The sequence below is a fragment of the Pseudomonas sp. MYb13 genome (assembly GCF_002980075.1).
Classification (GTDB): Bacteria; Pseudomonadota; Gammaproteobacteria; order Pseudomonadales; family Pseudomonadaceae; genus Aquipseudomonas; species Aquipseudomonas lurida.
Map to the genome: position 1 here is coordinate 260,320 of NZ_PCQI01000006.1, position 16,511 is coordinate 276,830.

The 16,511-nt window shown below is 61.8% G+C and carries 12 protein-coding genes; 2 read left to right on the plus strand and 10 right to left on the minus strand.

Annotated features, from left to right (window positions below):
• Nucleotides 1-2 precede the first annotated feature (2 nt).
• The 3 genes from cyoA to hmpA all read right to left on the minus strand — a co-directional run bounded on the left by cyoA (nt 3) and on the right by hmpA (nt 3,650).
• Nucleotides 3-944 carry a ubiquinol oxidase subunit II gene (gene cyoA, locus CQ002_RS14270; protein ID WP_027607622.1) on the minus strand — a complete coding sequence of 314 codons (942 nt, stop codon included), beginning with the start codon at nt 942-944 and terminating at the stop codon, nt 3-5.
• Between the two features lie 804 nt (nt 945-1,748).
• Nucleotides 1,749-2,255, minus strand: coding sequence for a disulfide bond formation protein B (locus CQ002_RS14280; RefSeq protein ID WP_034109297.1), 507 nt, complete (start codon nt 2,253-2,255; stop codon nt 1,749-1,751).
• A 213-nt stretch (nt 2,256-2,468) separates the two neighbouring features.
• Nucleotides 2,469-3,650 carry an NO-inducible flavohemoprotein gene (gene hmpA / locus CQ002_RS14285; protein ID WP_105162842.1) on the minus strand — a complete coding sequence of 394 codons (1,182 nt, stop codon included), beginning with the start codon at nt 3,648-3,650 and terminating at the stop codon, nt 2,469-2,471.
• Between the two features lie 147 nt (nt 3,651-3,797).
• On the opposite strand from hmpA, the gene norR reads away from it, so the two are divergent.
• Entirely contained in the window at nt 3,798-5,342 is a 1,545-nt protein-coding gene (norR, locus tag CQ002_RS14290; protein ID WP_034109299.1) for a nitric oxide reductase transcriptional regulator NorR, read from the plus strand.
• Between the two features lie 48 nt (nt 5,343-5,390).
• Here the strand turns inward: norR and CQ002_RS14295 are convergent, their stop codons facing one another.
• Entirely contained in the window at nt 5,391-6,293 is a 903-nt protein-coding gene (locus tag CQ002_RS14295; RefSeq protein ID WP_069078181.1) for a DMT family transporter, read from the minus strand.
• Nucleotides 6,294-6,431: 138 nt separating this feature from the next.
• Here CQ002_RS14295 and CQ002_RS14300 point away from each other — a divergent pair, with 138 nt between their 5' ends.
• A complete protein-coding gene (locus tag CQ002_RS14300; protein ID WP_105162843.1) occupies nt 6,432-7,307 on the plus strand; it encodes a helix-turn-helix domain-containing protein in 876 nt (291 codons plus the stop codon).
• On the opposite strand, the gene CQ002_RS14305 is transcribed toward CQ002_RS14300, so the two are convergent.
• The 6 genes from CQ002_RS14305 to CQ002_RS14330 all read right to left on the minus strand — a co-directional run bounded on the left by CQ002_RS14305 (nt 7,304) and on the right by CQ002_RS14330 (nt 16,415).
• Complete coding sequence (locus tag CQ002_RS14305) at nt 7,304-9,805, minus strand: LuxR C-terminal-related transcriptional regulator (RefSeq protein WP_034109302.1); 2,502 nt, start codon at nt 9,803-9,805, stop codon at nt 7,304-7,306. The two genes, CQ002_RS14300 and CQ002_RS14305, sit on opposite strands and share 4 nt — an antisense overlap.
• 179 nt (nt 9,806-9,984) lie before the next feature.
• On the minus strand, nt 9,985-11,343 hold the full coding sequence (locus CQ002_RS14310; RefSeq protein WP_034109303.1) for a DUF1329 domain-containing protein: 1,359 nt from the start codon (nt 11,341-11,343) through the stop codon (nt 9,985-9,987).
• Between the two features lie 26 nt (nt 11,344-11,369).
• Entirely contained in the window at nt 11,370-13,160 is a 1,791-nt protein-coding gene (locus CQ002_RS14315; protein ID WP_034109304.1) for a DUF1302 domain-containing protein, read from the minus strand.
• A 482-nt stretch (nt 13,161-13,642) separates the two neighbouring features.
• Nucleotides 13,643-14,554 carry an SDR family oxidoreductase gene (locus tag CQ002_RS14320; RefSeq protein WP_034109305.1) on the minus strand — a complete coding sequence of 304 codons (912 nt, stop codon included), beginning with the start codon at nt 14,552-14,554 and terminating at the stop codon, nt 13,643-13,645.
• A 173-nt stretch (nt 14,555-14,727) separates the two neighbouring features.
• Nucleotides 14,728-15,633, minus strand: a complete 906-nt coding sequence (locus CQ002_RS14325; RefSeq protein WP_105162844.1) for an alpha/beta fold hydrolase — start codon at nt 15,631-15,633, stop codon at nt 14,728-14,730.
• A complete protein-coding gene (locus CQ002_RS14330) occupies nt 15,633-16,415 on the minus strand; it encodes a class II aldolase/adducin family protein (protein WP_069078178.1) in 783 nt (260 codons plus the stop codon). The genes CQ002_RS14325 and CQ002_RS14330 overlap by 1 nt, the downstream gene beginning before the upstream one ends.
• Nucleotides 16,416-16,511 lie beyond the last annotated feature (96 nt).

Genomic DNA, 16,511 nt, shown 5'->3' on the forward strand with positions numbered 1-16,511 from the left:
GTTTACTCCTCTGCCCCAGCAGTTGAATGCGAGCCCGTGTCAGAACCTTCAACCGCGGCCACTTCTTTCTTCTCGTGCTTGACCGGCTTGCCTGGCTTCATACCTTCGTACTTGTCGACGATTTTCTGAAACAGGTTCGGCTCATACGCGGAGTACAGGGCGACTGGGTTGTTCTGGCTCGGTTTGGTCAGGGCGTCGTATTCAGCTTGATCAAGCTGTTTAGGTGCGGCCTTGACTTCGGCTACCCAGGCGTTGAAATCTTCCTGGCTCGTCGAGATCGCTTTGAATTTCATGCCGGTGAAGCCAGCGCCGCTGTAGTTCGCGGAGATGCCTTCCATTTCAGCTTTTTCGTTGGCGATCAGGTGCAGTCGGGTCTGCATGCCTGCCATCGCGTAGATCTGGCCGCCCAGGGCTGGGATGAAGAACGAGTTCATCACGGCGTCGGAGGTGATCCGGAAGTTGAGCGGGGTGTTCTCCGGGAAACGGATCTGGTTCACCGTGGCGATACCCAGGTCCGGGTAGATGAACAGCCACTTCCAGTCCAGCGCGACCACTTCGATATTGATCGGCTTGACGTCGGATTCCAGCGGACGGTACGGGTCCAGCTCGTGGGTCGACTTATAGGTGATGTAACCCAGGGCGATGATGATGAGGATCGGGACCAGCCACACCGCGATTTCAATCTTGGTGGAGTGCGACCACTTCGGCGCGTAGGTCGCGCTGGTGTTCGACGCACGGTATTTCCAGGCGAAGGCGAAGGTCATGATGATCACAGGGACCACGACCAGCAGCATCAGCAGGGTGGCAGTGATGATCAGGTTTCGTTGATCCAGACCGATCTGTCCTTTCGGGTCCATCAAGGTCCACTTGCAGCCTCCCAGCATTAACATCATGCCAAGCAGCGGCAAAAAGCCTAGTAATCGGGGGTACCTGTTTTTACTCATCTCACGACCTCTAAAGCAGCTTGCGCAATGCAGTTGGGTTTTGATCGCCAACACTTCACCCTGCCAAGGGTTGGCATTTCTCTTCGATTGAATAAGAGCCTGCCCGTCACGCCATAACGGGGCGTTTCACGGACCTGCGGTGAGTTCTTATTCGATTTCGTGGTTAAAGGCCTTGTTACAGACCAATTCCATTTGGTGCGGATAGTTGAAAGGCTGCCGGAACCTTGGGGTCGCACAGAGCCATCCATCTGCCCCTCGACCGCTCCAGTGCTCAAATATTGAACAGCACCAGACATTCAGTGCGGGCGATTGTAGTTAGCTAGCGATGTATAAACCATGTCTGATAAAGAAATAATTTTTATCGATTACAGCAATAATCCTTCACCATTATTGCAGCGGTTCGCGATCTTATCGCGTTCGATTCCTCGCAAAAACCACAAAAATTGCCGTGTTATTGAGCAATCCATGGGGACCCTTACAGCGCGTAAGGGCATGCCAAACCGATGCAACCCCCCATAAAACAAGGCATTCGGACATCACCGAATCGCTGGCGCGGCGCGAGGTTCGGGTGCTCGCCAGAACCACGAACTGACAGCACATCTTGACCGTTTTATGCAAATTTAAGCGGCGGTCTAGCGGGTCAGAAACGTCCTGCGACAGCTTCCGTGTGACAACATGTCGCACGCTGCGCGCAGCCGAAATTGTCCGGCGTCACGTTCTGTTCACAAATCCCTACACGTAAAAACGCCCCGGCCTTCGTTCAAAAACGACCGGGGCGTTTTGCAGCAGCAGGTCACGCGGGTGTCAGGCTTTGCGCTGGCGATTGCGGTAGATACCCAGTGGCACCAGGATCACCGTCAACACGAACGCAACCAGTGCCCACTGTGCCAGGGACAGGCCAAGTACCGGTGGGTAGGGGGTGCTGCAGAAGCCATCGACCTGGAAGCCCAGCGGGAACACTTTCGCCAGGGGCAGATCGTCGACGATCGGTTGCAGCACATCGATGCCGCAACTGACCTGAGGAAAGAACTGGGTGTACACGTGGTGGCCGGCGGCGGCTACCCCGCCGAGGGCGCTGAGTATCACCAGGCCTTCAAACAGCGTGAGAGCGCCTTTGGTGCGCATGGCCGCGCCGATGAACGCGAAGATCGCAATCAACAGCAAGGCGTAGCGTTGCAGGATACACAGCGGGCATGGCGCCTCGCCCAGCACCACCTGCATGTAAAGCGCACCGCCGATCAGCGCCAGGCAGATAATGCCCAGTAACACCAGAAAGCGCCGCTCCCTGCCTAAACGCAATTCGTCACTCATCTCCGTTTCCCTTTGTTTGGTTGTGCCAATGGCCGCAAGTTTACACACAGGCAGTGGTTTAAACAGAAAGGGGTTAACGGGGGATTAATCCAGGGAAATGTTGTGACGGGGCGGACGCCATCGCGGGCAAGCCCGGCTCCCACAGGGGATCGTGTTTCCCTGTGGGAGCCAGGCTTGCCCGCGACGGCGCCGACTCGGTGTATCGGTGAAACCCTATTCCAGGGCAGCGGCCGGGCCGAAGAATTCGTAGCGGCTTTGTGTCTCGGGCACGCCCAAGGCCTTGAGGTGGCGCTTGATCGCGGCCATGAAGCCTTTAGGGCCGAGGAAGTAGGCATCCAGGTCGCGCTGCTCGGGCAACCAGGCGGCCAGTTGGTCCTGGCTCAGCAGGCCGACCTTGTCCGCTGCGGGGCTTACGCCGTCGTCCTCAGCGTAGCAGTAGTAGCGCTTGAGCTGTGGATGCTTGGCGGCCAGGGTGTCTACCCAGTCGCGGAATGCGTGCACGCCGCCGTTACGCGCACAGTGGATGAAGTGCACCGGACGCTGAGTGGCCAGGGCGGCCTCGAGCATCGGCAAGGTCGGTGTGATGCCGACGCCGCCGCTGATCAACACCAGTGGTTTGTCGCTGGCCGCCAGGGTGAACTCACCCGACGGCGGGAACAGGTCGATGGTCGCCCCGACATGCACTTGGTCGTGCAGGTAGTTGGACACCCGCCCACCCGCTTCGCGCTTGACGCTGATGCGGTACAGGCCGGCATCGGTCAGGGCCGACAGGGAATAGTTGCGGCGCACTTCCTCGCCATCCAGCATCAGCTTCATGCCGATGTATTGACCCGGTGCCGCGGCGAGTATCGGCCCGTTGTCCACCGGGGCGAAATAGAACGAGATGATTTCGTCGCTCTCCTCCACCCGCTTGACCAGCAGGAACGGCCGCGCCCCCCGCCAGCCGCCAGGCGCCTGGGCTTTCTCTGCATAAATGGCCGCCTCGGCGCCGATCAGGATGTCCGCCAACTGGCCGTAGGCCGCGCCCCAGGCACTCATCACCTCAGGGGTCGCAATCTCACTGCCCAGCACTTCGGAAATGGCGCGCAGCAGGCAGGCGCCGACGATCGGATAGTGCTCCGGCAGAATCTGCAGGGCCACGTGCTTGTTGATGATCTTGGCCACCAGGTCGCCCAACTGGTCCAACTGGTCGATATGCCGCGCGTACATCAACACGCCATTGGCCAGGGCGCGGGGCTGGTCGCCGCTGGCCTGGTGGGCTTGGTTGAACAGCGGGCGCACCTGCGGGTATTCCGAGAGCATCATGCGGTAGAAGTGGGTGATCAGCGCTTCGCCGCCACTTTCCAGCAGGGGCACGGTGGATTTGACGATGGCACGGTCTTGGGCACTAAGCATGGGAGCCTCCTGGGCTTCTTCACGGATTACCCTGGCTTACTCAGTATTCGTGCCAACTTATTATTCGTTGTTTTTCAATGAGTTAAATTAAATGTAGTCAGTATGACCTCCTACAACTTATAGTCATAAGGACTACAAGGAGTCATTATGACTGCGCAACCGCTGCTCACCACCCTCTTGCCTCTGGTCGCCGACCTGTCCCGCGAGCTGCCCGAAGGCGAGCGTTACCGCCGCCTGCTGCAAGCCATGCGCGCGCTGTTGCCCTGCGATGCCGCCGCACTGTTGCGCCTGGACGGTGACTGGCTGGTGCCGCTCGCCGTGGATGGCTTGAGCGCCGACACCTTGGGCCGGCGCTTCAAGGTCAGCGAGCATCCGCGTTTTGCCGTGCTGCTCAGTAGCCCTGGCCCCACGCGTTTTGACAGCGACAGCGAATTGCCCGACCCCTACGACGGCCTGGTGGATGGCTTGCATGGGCACCTGGAAGTGCACGATTGCATGGGTTGCCCGCTGTTCGTCGACGACCAGCCCTGGGGCCTGCTGACCTTGGACGCCTTGGACACCGAGCGCTTCGAGCGCGTGGAACTGGACGCCCTGCAAGCCTTCGCCAGCCTCGCCGCTGCCACCGTCAACGTCGCCGAGCGCATCGAGCGCCTGGCCCTGCGCGCCGAAGACGAACACCAGCGTGCCGAGATCTACCGTCAGGCCAGCGGCCAGCAGCACAAGGAAATGATCGGCCAGAGCAAAAGCCACAAGCGCCTGGTAGAAGAAATCAAGCTGGTGGGCGGCAGCGACCTCACCGTGCTGATCACCGGCGAGACCGGGGTGGGCAAGGAACTGGTGGCCCAGGCCCTTCACGCGGCGTCGCCCCGCGCCGATAAACCGCTGATCAGCCTCAACTGCGCCGCCCTGCCGGAAACCCTGGTGGAGAGCGAGCTGTTTGGCCATGTGCGCGGCGCCTTCACCGGCGCCTTGAACGAACGGCGTGGCAAATTCGAGCTGGCCAATGGCGGCACGTTGTTTCTGGACGAAGTCGGCGAACTGTCGCTGACGGTGCAAGCCAAGCTGCTGCGCGTGCTGCAAAGTGGCCAGTTGCAGCGCTTGGGCTCGGACAAGGAACACCAGGTGGACGTGCGCCTGATCGCTGCCACCAACCGCGACCTCGCCGACGAAGTGCGCAATGGTCGCTACCGCGCGGACTTCTATCACCGCCTCAGCGTGTACCCGCTGCAAGTGCCCGCATTGCGCGAACGCGGGCGTGATGTGTTGTTGCTGGCCGGCTTCTTTCTTGAACAGAACCGCTCACGCATGGGCCTGGGCAGCCTGCGCCTGACCAGCGATGCCCAGGCGGCGCTGCTGGCCTATAACTGGCCGGGCAATGTACGGGAGCTGGAACATTTGATCGGACGCAGCGCACTCAAAGCCCTGGGGAATTGTCGCGAACGGCCGAAGATTCTGAGCCTGAATGCCCAGGACCTGGACCTGCCCGATGTGAGCGCGCCACTGATCGAAGCGCCGGCCGACACGGCCCCCATCGTCACCGGCGACCTGCGCCAAGCCACGGAGCACTATCAACGCCAGGTCATCAGCGCCTGCCTGGAACGCCACCAGCACAACTGGGCCAGCGCCGCCCGCGAACTGGGCCTGGACCGCGCCAACCTAGGCCGCATGGCCAAGCGCCTGGGCATGAAATAACCAGATAACTCCAATCCAAATGGGGGAGCTGGCTTGCCTGCCCCCACATCAGACCGCCTTCGCCTTGAAAACCGGGCTCGCAGCCTTAGGCTTACGAAACACCAACACATTCCCCAACATCACCAACACCAACCCCGCCAACGCCGGCGCCGTCCACTGATACCCCTCGGCGAACGCCGACACATTCAGCGCAACGACTGGGAACAGCACGGTGCAATACGCCGCCCGCTCCGGCCCCATTCGCCCGACCAGGGTCAGGTACGCGGTAAAGCCAATGACCGAGCCCGGAATCACCAGGTACCACAGCGCACCGACATACCGCGCGCTCCAGTCCATCTCGAACGGAATCCCGCGTACCAGGCAATACGTCGCGAGCATCGCCGAACCATAGGCCATGCCCCAGGCATTGGTGGTCAGCGGCTTCAGCCCGGCTTTCTGTTGCAGGCTCGAGAGCATGTTGCCGGCCGAGAAACACAAGGTCCCCAGCAACGCCAGCCCCAAGCCAAGCAGGGTCTGCGGGCTGGCGGTGTGCCCGACCAGTTCCGGCCAGAACAGCAAGCCCAGCCCGGCGAGCCCCAGGGCGCCGCCCATCAACACATTGCGCGCCACCCGCTGGCCGAAAAACACCCGGGCATTCAGCGCGTTCCACAACGTGGCCGTGGAAAACACCACCGCCACCAAGCCGCTGGGGATCCACTGGCTGGCCGTGAGAAAGCACATGAAGTTGACGCAAAACAGGCACACCCCCTGGGCCACGCAAATCAGGTGGCCGCGCCGGTTCATCACCTGCAACTTGCGGCTGAGCAGCAACAACGCAAACAGCACCAGCGCCGCCAGGCCGAAGCGATAGACGATGGACACCGGAATCGCCACCACGCCCAGTTGCCATTTCAGGGCGATCCAGGTGGTGCCCCAGATCAGCACAGTGAGTAAATACAGGGAAAGGTTCATAGCAGGCTCCATCGATAGAGCCACAGTGTGGCGCCTAATCCAGGGCGCGCTCTTGCACAATCTTGCGCTTTTGTCGGGCGGTGGGATCACAGCCTCGGCGGCGGGGAGTAGGATGCAAGACGTCAAAGAGTACGAACCATGCCTGATCTGGAATCCCTGCAAGTCTTTCAAGCCCTTAACCGCTCGCCCAACGCACGCCTGGAAGCCTGCGCCGAGCTCGGTGACGGCTTGTCTGCGGCCTTGTGGAGCAACCACCACGACTCACAGGACTACCAGGCGCCGACACATCACACCCTGTCGTGCTACATCGGCGGTGGCACCGGCACCTTTCGGCGTGACCAACCGGGCACCAAGGGCGGGCCGGACAAACTGTGCATCCTGCCGGCCGAGCATCAGTCGGCCTGGGTGATCAACGGCGAGATACGCCTGGCCCACGTGTATTTCAGCCCGGAGCAATTTGCCCTGGGCTGCGTCACCCTGCTCGACCGCGAGCCGCGCACCCTGCAACTGCGCGAAAGCACCTTCCTGCAAGATGCCAGCCAGGCGCGGCGCTTTCACCAGTTGATCGCGCTGAACTGGCACGAACCCGCCGAGCGCCTGCTGACCAGCAGCCTGGCCCATGAAATGCTCAGCCACACCCTGCTTAGCCAAGTGGGCGCCCTCGACGGGCTGCGCCTTAAAGGCGGGCTGGCGGCGCACCAACGGCGGCTGTTGGTGGAGTACATCGACCAGCACCTCGAAGACCCGATCAGCCTGGGCCAACTCGCCGGGATGTGTGCATTGTCGGAATACCATTTCGCGCGGATGTTCCGTCAAAGCTTCGGCCTGCCGCCCCATCAATATCTGCTGGCGCGCCGCGTCACTCGCGCCCAGGCCCTGCTGCGCAGTGGCGCCCTGCCCTTGAACGAGATCGCGTTGATGTGCGGTTTCTCCAGCGCCAGCCACTTCACCCATCGCTTCCGCCAAGCCATGGGCGCGACACCCGGCGAATATCGCCAGGCGTTCTGCGCCTAGGTCATCAACCCCAGGGTCTTGGCCTTGGCCACCGCTTGCGTACGTCGCTCCACACCTAGCTTGCTGTGGATGCGCCGCGCATGGGTCTTGACGGTGTGCAGGGAGATAAACAGGCGGTCGGCGATTTCCAGGTTGGAGTTGCCAAGGGCGATCAGTTGCAGCACTTCCAACTCGCGTTGGCTCAGGGGGCTTTCCACCACGCCCGGTGCTGAAGCCTGTGGCTCCATGCCCAGTTCACTCAACAACCCCGGCGAACGCAACCGCAGCTCGCGAATCGCCTGCTGCACCTGGCAGCGTGCCGCCAGCGCCAGCCCGGCCTGCAGCGAACGGCGCGCCAGCGCAGGGTCACCGACTTGCCAGGCGACCTCCCCCAGCACCAGGTGCAGTTCGGTTTCCAGGCAGAGCATGCCGCGCTGGTGCGTGGCGTGCAGCAAGGCCTTGAGCCGCGCCACCGGTTGATCGGCGCAGCCCAGTTTCACTTCCGCCAGCACCAGCAGGTATTCCAGGCGCGGGATCAGTTCCAGGGTGGCCGGCGGAGCCTGCTTGGCCTGGGGCCCACGGAAGTGGCGAAGCACGCGACGCACTGCTTGCGCCGTGAGTTCGGCGCGCCCCTGCTGCAACCAGAAGTGGCCGCTGACCAGCAGCAACACTGCGCGATACACCGTGTCGGGGACCTGGCGTTGCTGCATCAAGCGCTCGGCCTCGCGCAGTTGCACAAAGGCCTGGGCGTAATCGCCACGGTTGGCAGCCAGCAGGGCCAGTCCGAGAAACCCGTAGAGCACGCGTTTGTCCTGGCTGTGCAGGCACATCGCCAAGCCTGTTTCGAAACAGTCGGCGGCCAGGCTGTCGTGCCCCTGGCGCAACGCCAGATGCCCACGGCGCAACGCGATGCGTCCGACCAGCGGCCCGGCCGTGAGCCGCTGCTCGACCAACATCGCCTGCACGTTTTCCAGCAGGCTTTGCGCTCGGTACGGCGCGCCACGCTGTTCCAGCAACTGCGCGTGATCCAGTTCGAGCAGCGCCTCAAGCAACAGCGAACCCTGGGCACGGGCCAGGCACAGCGCTTCACGGCTGAGGCCCTGGGCGACGTCCAACTCGCCGCGCAGCAAGGCTTGCTGGGTCAGGCCCGACAAGCACATCAGGCGTGACGTCCAGGCGCTGTCGGGTAACGCTTGCAGCGCCTCGAGGAAATGTTCGCGGGAACGCTCGGCATCGCCGCCCAGGTGCAGCAGCCAGCCCCACTGTGCCTGCCAGCGGGCCAGCAGGTAGCGCTGTTGCGCCGCCGTCGGTTGCGGAGCGAAGCGCGCCAACTGGTCGATGCATCGCGCGGCCTGGTCGAAACGCCCGGCGAACAGCAACGCCGCCGTCACCAGCCCGACCAGTTGCGCCGAGCCCAGCATCAATTCATCGCCATGCTGTTCATGCAGGCGCAACAGCAACACCGCATTCTGCTGGCGGAACAGGTCCTCGAAACTGAAGTGCTGCAACAGGCTCACCGCCACTTCATATTCTTCGGCCAGCAACGCGTGTTCAAACGCAGCCTGCCAGTCCTGTTCGGCGGTGAACCACTGGCAGGCCCGTCGGTGCCAGGAGCGCTTGGCCGGCCAGGGCTCATCACGCAGCAATCGGCCCAGCGGCGGAAAGACCTGCAACCAGTCTGTGTCTTCCCAAGGCTGGATAAACGCGCCGAGCGCCTGCAGATCGCGCAGGTATTGATCGCCGTCGCCATGGCCGAACAGGTGCTCGCACAACCCTGGGTTGAAGCGCGGCAGATGCGCCAGCACACGCCAGGCTTCGGCCAGTTCGGGCGGCAACGTACTGAACAGCTCGTGCTGCAAGTAATCGAGCAAGGTCCTCTCCGGGTGGGCATCGCCGAGCAAGGCGATGCGCACACCGGCACACCAGCCGGCACTGAACTGCAACACGCTGTCGACGGTTTGCCCCGGCACGTGGATGAGCAGTTGCTGGATCTCGGCCGAGGTGAATGCCAGGTCAGCGCCGCACTCCAGCAACTCATCGTCGAGCAGCAACCGCGGCCAGTTACACAGGGGGCGACGACGCGCACCCAGCCACCAGGTCAACGCCGGGCTGCTGACCGTGAGCAAGCGGTCGAGCAACGCGTCGGTTTCGGGTGTGGCGGCGCGACAGAAGTCATCGATGAACAACCATGCTGGCGTCTGCCAGCGAGTGAGGTCGAGCAGCAGCGTCGTTTCATCGCTGAACGGCAGGCCGAGGATCTGCGCCAGCCGTTGGCAAAGATCGATCGGGCCGAGGGCAGCACCATTGAGCGGCAACCAGTACACCAGGCAGCCGGCTGGCGCCTGCAACGCGCACTCGGCGAGCAGCGCGCTCTTGCCACTGCCGCCAGGGGCACACAGCAACTTGACCCTGACCGGTGCGGCCAGCAACGGCTCGGCCAAGCGTGGGCGCAGCAGATGGTGGGCGGACAGCCGAGGCATGAATCCAGGACGGTCCAGGCAGCGTGTCATGGCGGTCATTGCTGCATCCTGCGTTCTTATTGTTATGCAACCTGGCGCCTACCCTAGTCCTGTGGTTGGCGGTTGTTGAAGAAAGATTCAGCAGGGTGATTGGCGAGCATAAAATTCAAGGCATCCACAACTCGATGTGGGAGCGGGCTTGCCCGCTCCCACATTGGGATTGCGTTTCACATCAAGGCTCAGCGCACGCCCTCAGCCCTCAATGCCGCCGGCGTGTAGTCCGCCGCCTTGGCATTGAAACCAAACACAAAACTGCTCTTCTCTTCATTCTTCATACCCAGCGCGAGGTAGCGTCCGGCGATGATGTCGTACAGGGTTTCCACGGTGTAGGCCGGGGTCTGGTGGTTGTAGTAGAACTGCGCATGCCCCTCGGCCACCCGCCACAGTTGGCCACGCCCATCGTAGTGATCCACCAGCGCCACCTGCCAGCTGTCTTCGTCGATGTACATGTGGCGCTTGGCGTAGATATGCCGCTCACTCGGCTTGACCGTGCCCACCACTTCCCATACGCGGTGCAGCTCATAGCGCGTCAGGTCCTGGTTGATGTGGCCAGCCTTGATGATGTCGTCATACTTGAGCGTCGGCTGGTCGAGCTTGTAGCTGTTGTAGGGGATGTACATTTCTTTCTTGCCGACCAGCTTCCAGTCGTAGCGGTCCGGGGCGCCGGAGAACATGTCGAAGTTGTCCGAGGTGCGCAGCCCGTCGGAAGCCGTCCCCGGTCCGTCATATGCCACCTGCGGCGCACGGCGCACGCGGCGCTGGCCAGCGTTGTAGATCCACGCCAGGCGCGGTTCCTTCACCTGGTCGAGGGTTTCATGCACCAGCAGCACGTTGCCCGCCAGGCGCGCCGGCGCGGTCACCGACTGCTTGAAGAAGGTCAGCACGTTGGCCGCCTTGGCCGGGTCCATGTCGGGGATCAGTTGCGGCACGGCCACTTCTTCCTCGAAGCGGATCGGCGTGTAGCTGCCGTTGGTCTGCGGTGTGGCCTGGGTGATGATGCGGCGCAGGTTGCCGCCGTGATAACGGGTGATGTGGTTCCACAGCACTTCCACGCCATTCTTGGGAATCGGAAACGCGTAGTAGCGGTTGCCGGTGAAGTTCTCCAGGCCGTTGCCGTCGTTGATCGGCTTGACGTTCAGCGCGCTGCGCTTGATCGACTCGTAGATCTCCGGCGGCAGGTTCACCGTACGGTGGGTCGGGTACACCGGAATCTTGTAGGTCTCGGGGTAGCGCTTGAACATCGCCACCTGGCCGTCGGAAAGTTTGTCCTTGTACTTGTCGACGGTGGCCGCGGTGATCACGAACAGCGGCTTTTCACTGGCAAACGGGTCGGCCAGGAAGCCCTTGCTGTCGACCGCGCCGGCGTTCTTGGGGATGCCACCGGTCCAGGCCGGGATCGAGCCGTCGGCGTTGCCGGCTTTTTCGGCGCCCACTGGGGTCAGGGTGGTACCGAGCTTGGCAGCCTCGTCCGGCGACACAGCTGCCATCACATTGGCTGCCAAGAGGCTGAGGGCCATTACCGCAAATAGCTTACGCATAGAGTCTTGTCCTTCTTTAAGCCAGATCAGAAGTTCACGCCGAAGCTGAGGGCGAGGAAATCGCGGTCGGTCAGGGTGTTGTAGTCGCCACCAAAGAAGTCGGTGTAGCTGAGGCTGGCGGTGTAGGTATTGCGGTAGTCCGCATCGACACCGACGCTGATCGCCTTGGCGCCTTTGTTGAACAGGCCATTGGGGCCGTAGCCGGCGACGTCATGGGACCAGGACAGGTTGGGCTTGAGGTTGATCCCGGCAATCACGTTGTTGTAGTCCAGGATCGCCCGCGCGCGGTAGCCCCAGGAGGTGGAGGTGACGAAACCATCGGTGTCACCCTGGAAACCGTAGGCGCCGTACACCGAGTCGCGGCCATAGCGAAGTTTGGATTTATCTTCCAGGCCTGCGACATGGACGATGGCCGCTTCACCCACCACCGTGAGCCGTTCGGCGCCCAGCACCTGGTCGAAGAACTGGGTCATGGTGCTTTGGATCTGAGTGATCTCTTTACGGCGATAGCCTTTGTTGTCGTCACCGAAGTTGCTGCGGATGGGTGACGCCAGCTGACCGGCGACCGGGTTGATCAGGGCCAGGGTCAAGTCGGTGGTATTGAGCTGCACCGGGGCATTGGGCCGGTAGCTGATCTCACCGGTCCACGCCGTGCCGGTGGGCAAGGTCGTCGAGAAGCTGGCACCGAACAGGCGGATATCTTCGGGGTAGTCGAGGTAGTACTGGCCGCGGCCGAGCATCAGGCTTTGCACCAGGCCCGCGCCGGAACCCGGCGCCAGGCCGTTGGCGGTACCGGCAATCGCGCCGAGCGTGGCCAGGCTGGTGGTGTTGGTGATGGTGCCCACCGTCGGCGTGCGGCTGTGGTAGTTCATGAAGTACAGGCCGTACTCGGTGTCATCCCCGAGCCAGCGCAACGCGGCGCCGAACTGACCGGAATCACGCGCGTCACGGTCACCTGCGCGGCGTACGATCACCCCTTCATTGGTCACGCCAAACCCTTGGCCAAACGCCGCAGCCACAGGTTGCAATGGCGCAATCGCCGGGTTCCCCACCGTGTAGTTGTTGGTGCACCCATCCGCCGCCACGTCGCCACCGAAGAAGGTGCCGCAGTTATCCAGTACCGTCTGGTCCCACTCCAGCTGGTAGAAACCTTCTACCGTCAGTTGGTTGGTGAGGGTCTGGGACGCGAATAGCATGTTGACCGGAATCAGCCCTTCCTTGATCTCGGCACCGGGACGGCGAAAGGCCGACACGTCAATCGGGTTGATGCTGTTGATGGAGTTGCCGATGAAGGTACTTTCGCCCCAGCTCACGACCTGCTTGCCCGCGCGCACGGTGCCCGGCAGGTCACCCAGCGAATAGTTGTGGTAGACGAATGCATCGAGAATTTGCGCGCCGCTGGATTTGGCGCCTTCCTTGCGGTTGTGGTCGCTGATGGGCTTGAACTCGCGGTCTTCGTCCTTGAGTTCGAAGTCGTACCAGTACTTGCCGCGTACGAATACGCCTGTGTCGCCGTACTTCAACTCAAGGTCGTGCAGGCCCTTGAAGATCTTGGAGAAGGTCTCGCCCTTCTTGAAGTTCAGGCGCCCGTCATCCCCCGTGGAAGCCTGGCCGGTGCCGCCATTCACGGTGCCCACCAGTTTGCTGTCGGCATCACGCATCCCCCAACTCGCGCCCACTGACAGCGACGAATCGAATTGCCCTTCGATCTCGCCAATGTTGAAAGAAACAGCCTGTGCCTGGGCACAGCAACCCAACGCAACCGCAGCGGCCAGCGCCTGTGGCCTGAAGATGGCGCGCATTGTTGTTCTTGTCATGCGTCTTCCCCGGTGAGTGACAGAAGGCCCCACCCTACTGCCGCCCATGGGGAGCGATAAGCGCACCAAGGAGGGATTCGTGTTGTCGCTCGAAAGGATGACAGGCCGCTCTGGCCGGGGTCTGGGCGCGCGCATGCATCAGGTGGATGGCGGGTTATCAGGAGAATGGATAGCACGCCCAGCAACTGTTGCCGAATCGGCAACAGTCCTTGTCATGAATCGGCATTACTCATTTTGTTACTAACGGCTATTCTTGCCGGGCTTTCAGGGCAAATGGCCCGCTTCCCCCTCCGGAAGAAAAGCCTGATTCAGATGGATTGATGTCTTTTTTCAATCTGTTACCGGTGTTCACTGACGTTGATTTATCGCTCCTTGATCCAACGTCTTACTTCAGCCGCTGCGTTTGCAGCGGCTTTTTTTTGCCCAAAATAAAACGGGGCGCTGTCAGCGCCCCGCAGGATTCAAGCTTTTTCAAGCAACGATCACAGGCTGTATTTCTGTAGATTGGCCATCATCTCCTTCAGGGCCTCGATGTTGTCCTTGGGGTGCGCGGCCCCCTCGAAGTCGCAGATCTGCTGCCAGTGTGCCGCCACGTCCTCGGGCGAGAAACCGGCTTGCGGGTCAAAGCCCACACCCAGGCTGCGTTCCCAGCGGGTCTTGCCGATCCAGCCGCCACCGACTTCAAACAGCCCGGAGGTTTCCTGGCAGGCCTCGCTGCCCAGGTACACCACCAGCGGGCTGACCAGCTCCGGCTTGAGGCGCTCGAACACTTGCGGCGGGATCAAGCCTTCAGTCATGCGCGTGCCCCCCGTGGGCGCGATGGCGTTGACCAGGATGTTGTTCTTGCGCCCTTCCAGCGCCAGGGTGCGGGTCAGCCCATACAGGCCGAGCTTGGCCATGCCGTAGTTGGACTGGCCGAAGTTGCCGTAGATGCCCGAGGTGGACGCGGTGAAGATCACCCGGCCATAACCTTGCTCGCGCAGATGAGGCCAGGCGGCGCGGGTCACTTTGTAGGCGCCTTCGACGTGCACCCGGTAAACCAGGTCCCAGTCGCTGTCGTCCATTTTGTGGAAAGTCTTGTCGCGCAGGATACCGGCGTTGTTGACCACCACATCGATACGGCCGAAAGCGTCGAGGGCGTTCTGCACGATCTTGTCACCGTCGGTGACAGAGTCATGGTTGGCCTCGGCGATACCACCCGCCTCGCGAATTTCGGCCACGACCCGGTCAGCAGCCGAAGCGTTGGCGCCTTCGCCCTGGGTGGAGCCACCCAGATCGTTGACCAGCACTTTGGCGCCGTGTCTAGCGAACAGCAGCGCATGGGCCCGACCCAATCCGCCGCCGGCACCGGTGACGATCACGACCTTATCCTGGAACTGCACTGATTCACTCATACCGAACTCCAATGGCGACAATGGGAATGGGTCGAGTGTCAGGCACGAGGGCCATGGTCACAATAACCACGACTGAGCCTGAATGGTGCTCGATAAGGCAGAGGGATGATCATGTGGGCGCTGGCACGCCTGCGATGCAAGCGCCTTGGCCTTTCAGTCGAACCGCAGCGATGCTATCGCAGGCAAGCCAGCTCCCACACGGGGCCAGCAATGCGCTCGCGAAACGCCAGGTAATGCTTGAGCACCTGCACCGGCGCCTCGATCTGCGGGTAGTGGCCGATATTGGCCAACAGCACCGTGTCGGCGTGTGGCACCAACGCGCGGTAACGCTCCACCATGTGGGCGCCGGAAATCGGGTCGATCTCGCCATCGATCACTCGCAGCGGTACTTCACCCTGCTGCATCGCGTGCACCCAACGTTCACGCAGGCGTCGACGCTGAGGGATGTAGGCGATGAGTTTATGCAGGATGCGCGTGCCTTCGTGAGAGTCGATCAGGCTCCAGAAATCATCCAGGGCACTTTCGCTGGGGCGGGTATTGGGGCCGAAAATCTGATTGAAGCTGTTCGCCAGGGCATTGCGTCCGAAGGCGCGGCCGATCATCCAGCCCAGGGGGCTGAGCAACATCTTCTGCACCAGGGCCGGGCGATGGGTTTCGGGAAACAGACCACCGTTGAGAAACACACAGCTGGCCATATGAAAGCGACCTTCGTAGTGCCTGGCGAGCAGTTCCTGGGTAACGCTGTCGCCGTAGTCATGGGCGAGCACGTGTACTGGCTGCTCCACGCGCAGGTGCTCGAGCAACGCTTGCTGCAGATCCGCCTGCTCCAGCAGGCAATAACCATGGTCCAGAGGTTTGGCCGAATCGCCAAAACCGAGCATGTCACAGGCAATCACCAGGTTGCGCTGGGCCAGGGGCTGCCACAGGTAATGCCAGTCCCAACTGGCAGTGGGGAAGCCATGGATCAACAGCAACGGTTCTCCCTGCCCCGCCACCCAGTAGCGGATGGTGTGGCCGTGGAAGTCGAACGTCTGGCTGCGTTTGCGCCAGACACTCAGCGGGATCTCGGCGAGTGGCATCAGGTTTTATACCCAGGATCGAAGCTGTCCAACTTGCGCAGCAACGCCGGCCAGGCCAGCGCGCCCCCCATACCTTGAGCACTCTTTGTGACAGCCGCCACCATTGCCTTGGCGCCGGCAAGGATCTGCGGCCCGATGGCGATCAATTCGGCGCCGCCGTTTTGCGCCAGCACCTGGATGTCGCAGGCGCGCTGGAAGGTAAACATCATCAAAAAGGTGTCGGCGATGGTGCTGCCGCAGGTCAGCAGACCGTGGTTGTGCAACATCAGGAAGCTGTTTTCGCCCAGGTCGGCCTGCAGACGGGCCTTCTCTTCGTGGTTCAACGCCACCCCCTCGTAGGCGTGATAGGCCAGACTGGACAGTACGAAGATCGATTGCTGGCTGATCGGCAACACACCCTGCTTCTGCGCCGCCACCGCGACACCGGCAGCGGTGTGGGTATGCAACACACAGGTCACATCGTGACGCACTTCATGAATGGCGCTGTGGATGGTGTAGCCCGCAGGGTTGATCTCGTACGGGCTGTCCATCAGTTTGTTGCCGGCTTGATCGACCTTGACCAGGCTCGACGCAGTGATCTCATGGAACATCAGCCCATAGGGGTTGATCAGGAAATCATCGGTGCCCGGCACCTTGGCGGAGATATGGGTGAAGATCAGGTCATCCCAACCATGCATCGCCACCAGGCGATAGCAGGCTGCCAGGTCGACGCGGGTTTGCCACTCGGCGGCGCTGACCTGATCTTTGACATTCTGTGGCGATAGAACGGGGACTAGGCTCACGGTAACGACCTCCTTGGCGCACGTTATTGTTATTGTTTTTTTGAGTGATGGGCCAGTCTAGTCAGACGTCGGGGCTGCAGGAGTTGCCTTCGCAGC

What these genes read in the sequence shown, in the direction of transcription:
- cyoA (WP_027607622.1), bottom strand. Translation starts at nt 944, where the DNA reads ATGAGTAAAAACAGGTACCCCCGATTACTAGGCTTTTTGCCGCTGCTT.
- CQ002_RS14280 (WP_034109297.1), bottom strand. Translation starts at nt 2,255, where the DNA reads ATGAGTGACGAATTGCGTTTAGGCAGGGAGCGGCGCTTTCTGGTGTTA.
- hmpA (WP_105162842.1), bottom strand. Translation starts at nt 3,650, where the DNA reads ATGCTTAGTGCCCAAGACCGTGCCATCGTCAAATCCACCGTGCCCCTG.
- norR (WP_034109299.1), top strand. Translation starts at nt 3,798, where the DNA reads ATGACTGCGCAACCGCTGCTCACCACCCTCTTGCCTCTGGTCGCCGAC.
- CQ002_RS14295 (WP_069078181.1), bottom strand. Translation starts at nt 6,293, where the DNA reads ATGAACCTTTCCCTGTATTTACTCACTGTGCTGATCTGGGGCACCACC.
- CQ002_RS14300 (WP_105162843.1), top strand. Translation starts at nt 6,432, where the DNA reads ATGCCTGATCTGGAATCCCTGCAAGTCTTTCAAGCCCTTAACCGCTCG.
- CQ002_RS14305 (WP_034109302.1), bottom strand. Translation starts at nt 9,805, where the DNA reads ATGACCGCCATGACACGCTGCCTGGACCGTCCTGGATTCATGCCTCGG.
- CQ002_RS14310 (WP_034109303.1), bottom strand. Translation starts at nt 11,343, where the DNA reads ATGCGTAAGCTATTTGCGGTAATGGCCCTCAGCCTCTTGGCAGCCAAT.
- CQ002_RS14315 (WP_034109304.1), bottom strand. Translation starts at nt 13,160, where the DNA reads ATGACAAGAACAACAATGCGCGCCATCTTCAGGCCACAGGCGCTGGCC.
- CQ002_RS14320 (WP_034109305.1), bottom strand. Translation starts at nt 14,554, where the DNA reads ATGAGTGAATCAGTGCAGTTCCAGGATAAGGTCGTGATCGTCACCGGT.
- CQ002_RS14325 (WP_105162844.1), bottom strand. Translation starts at nt 15,633, where the DNA reads ATGCCACTCGCCGAGATCCCGCTGAGTGTCTGGCGCAAACGCAGCCAG.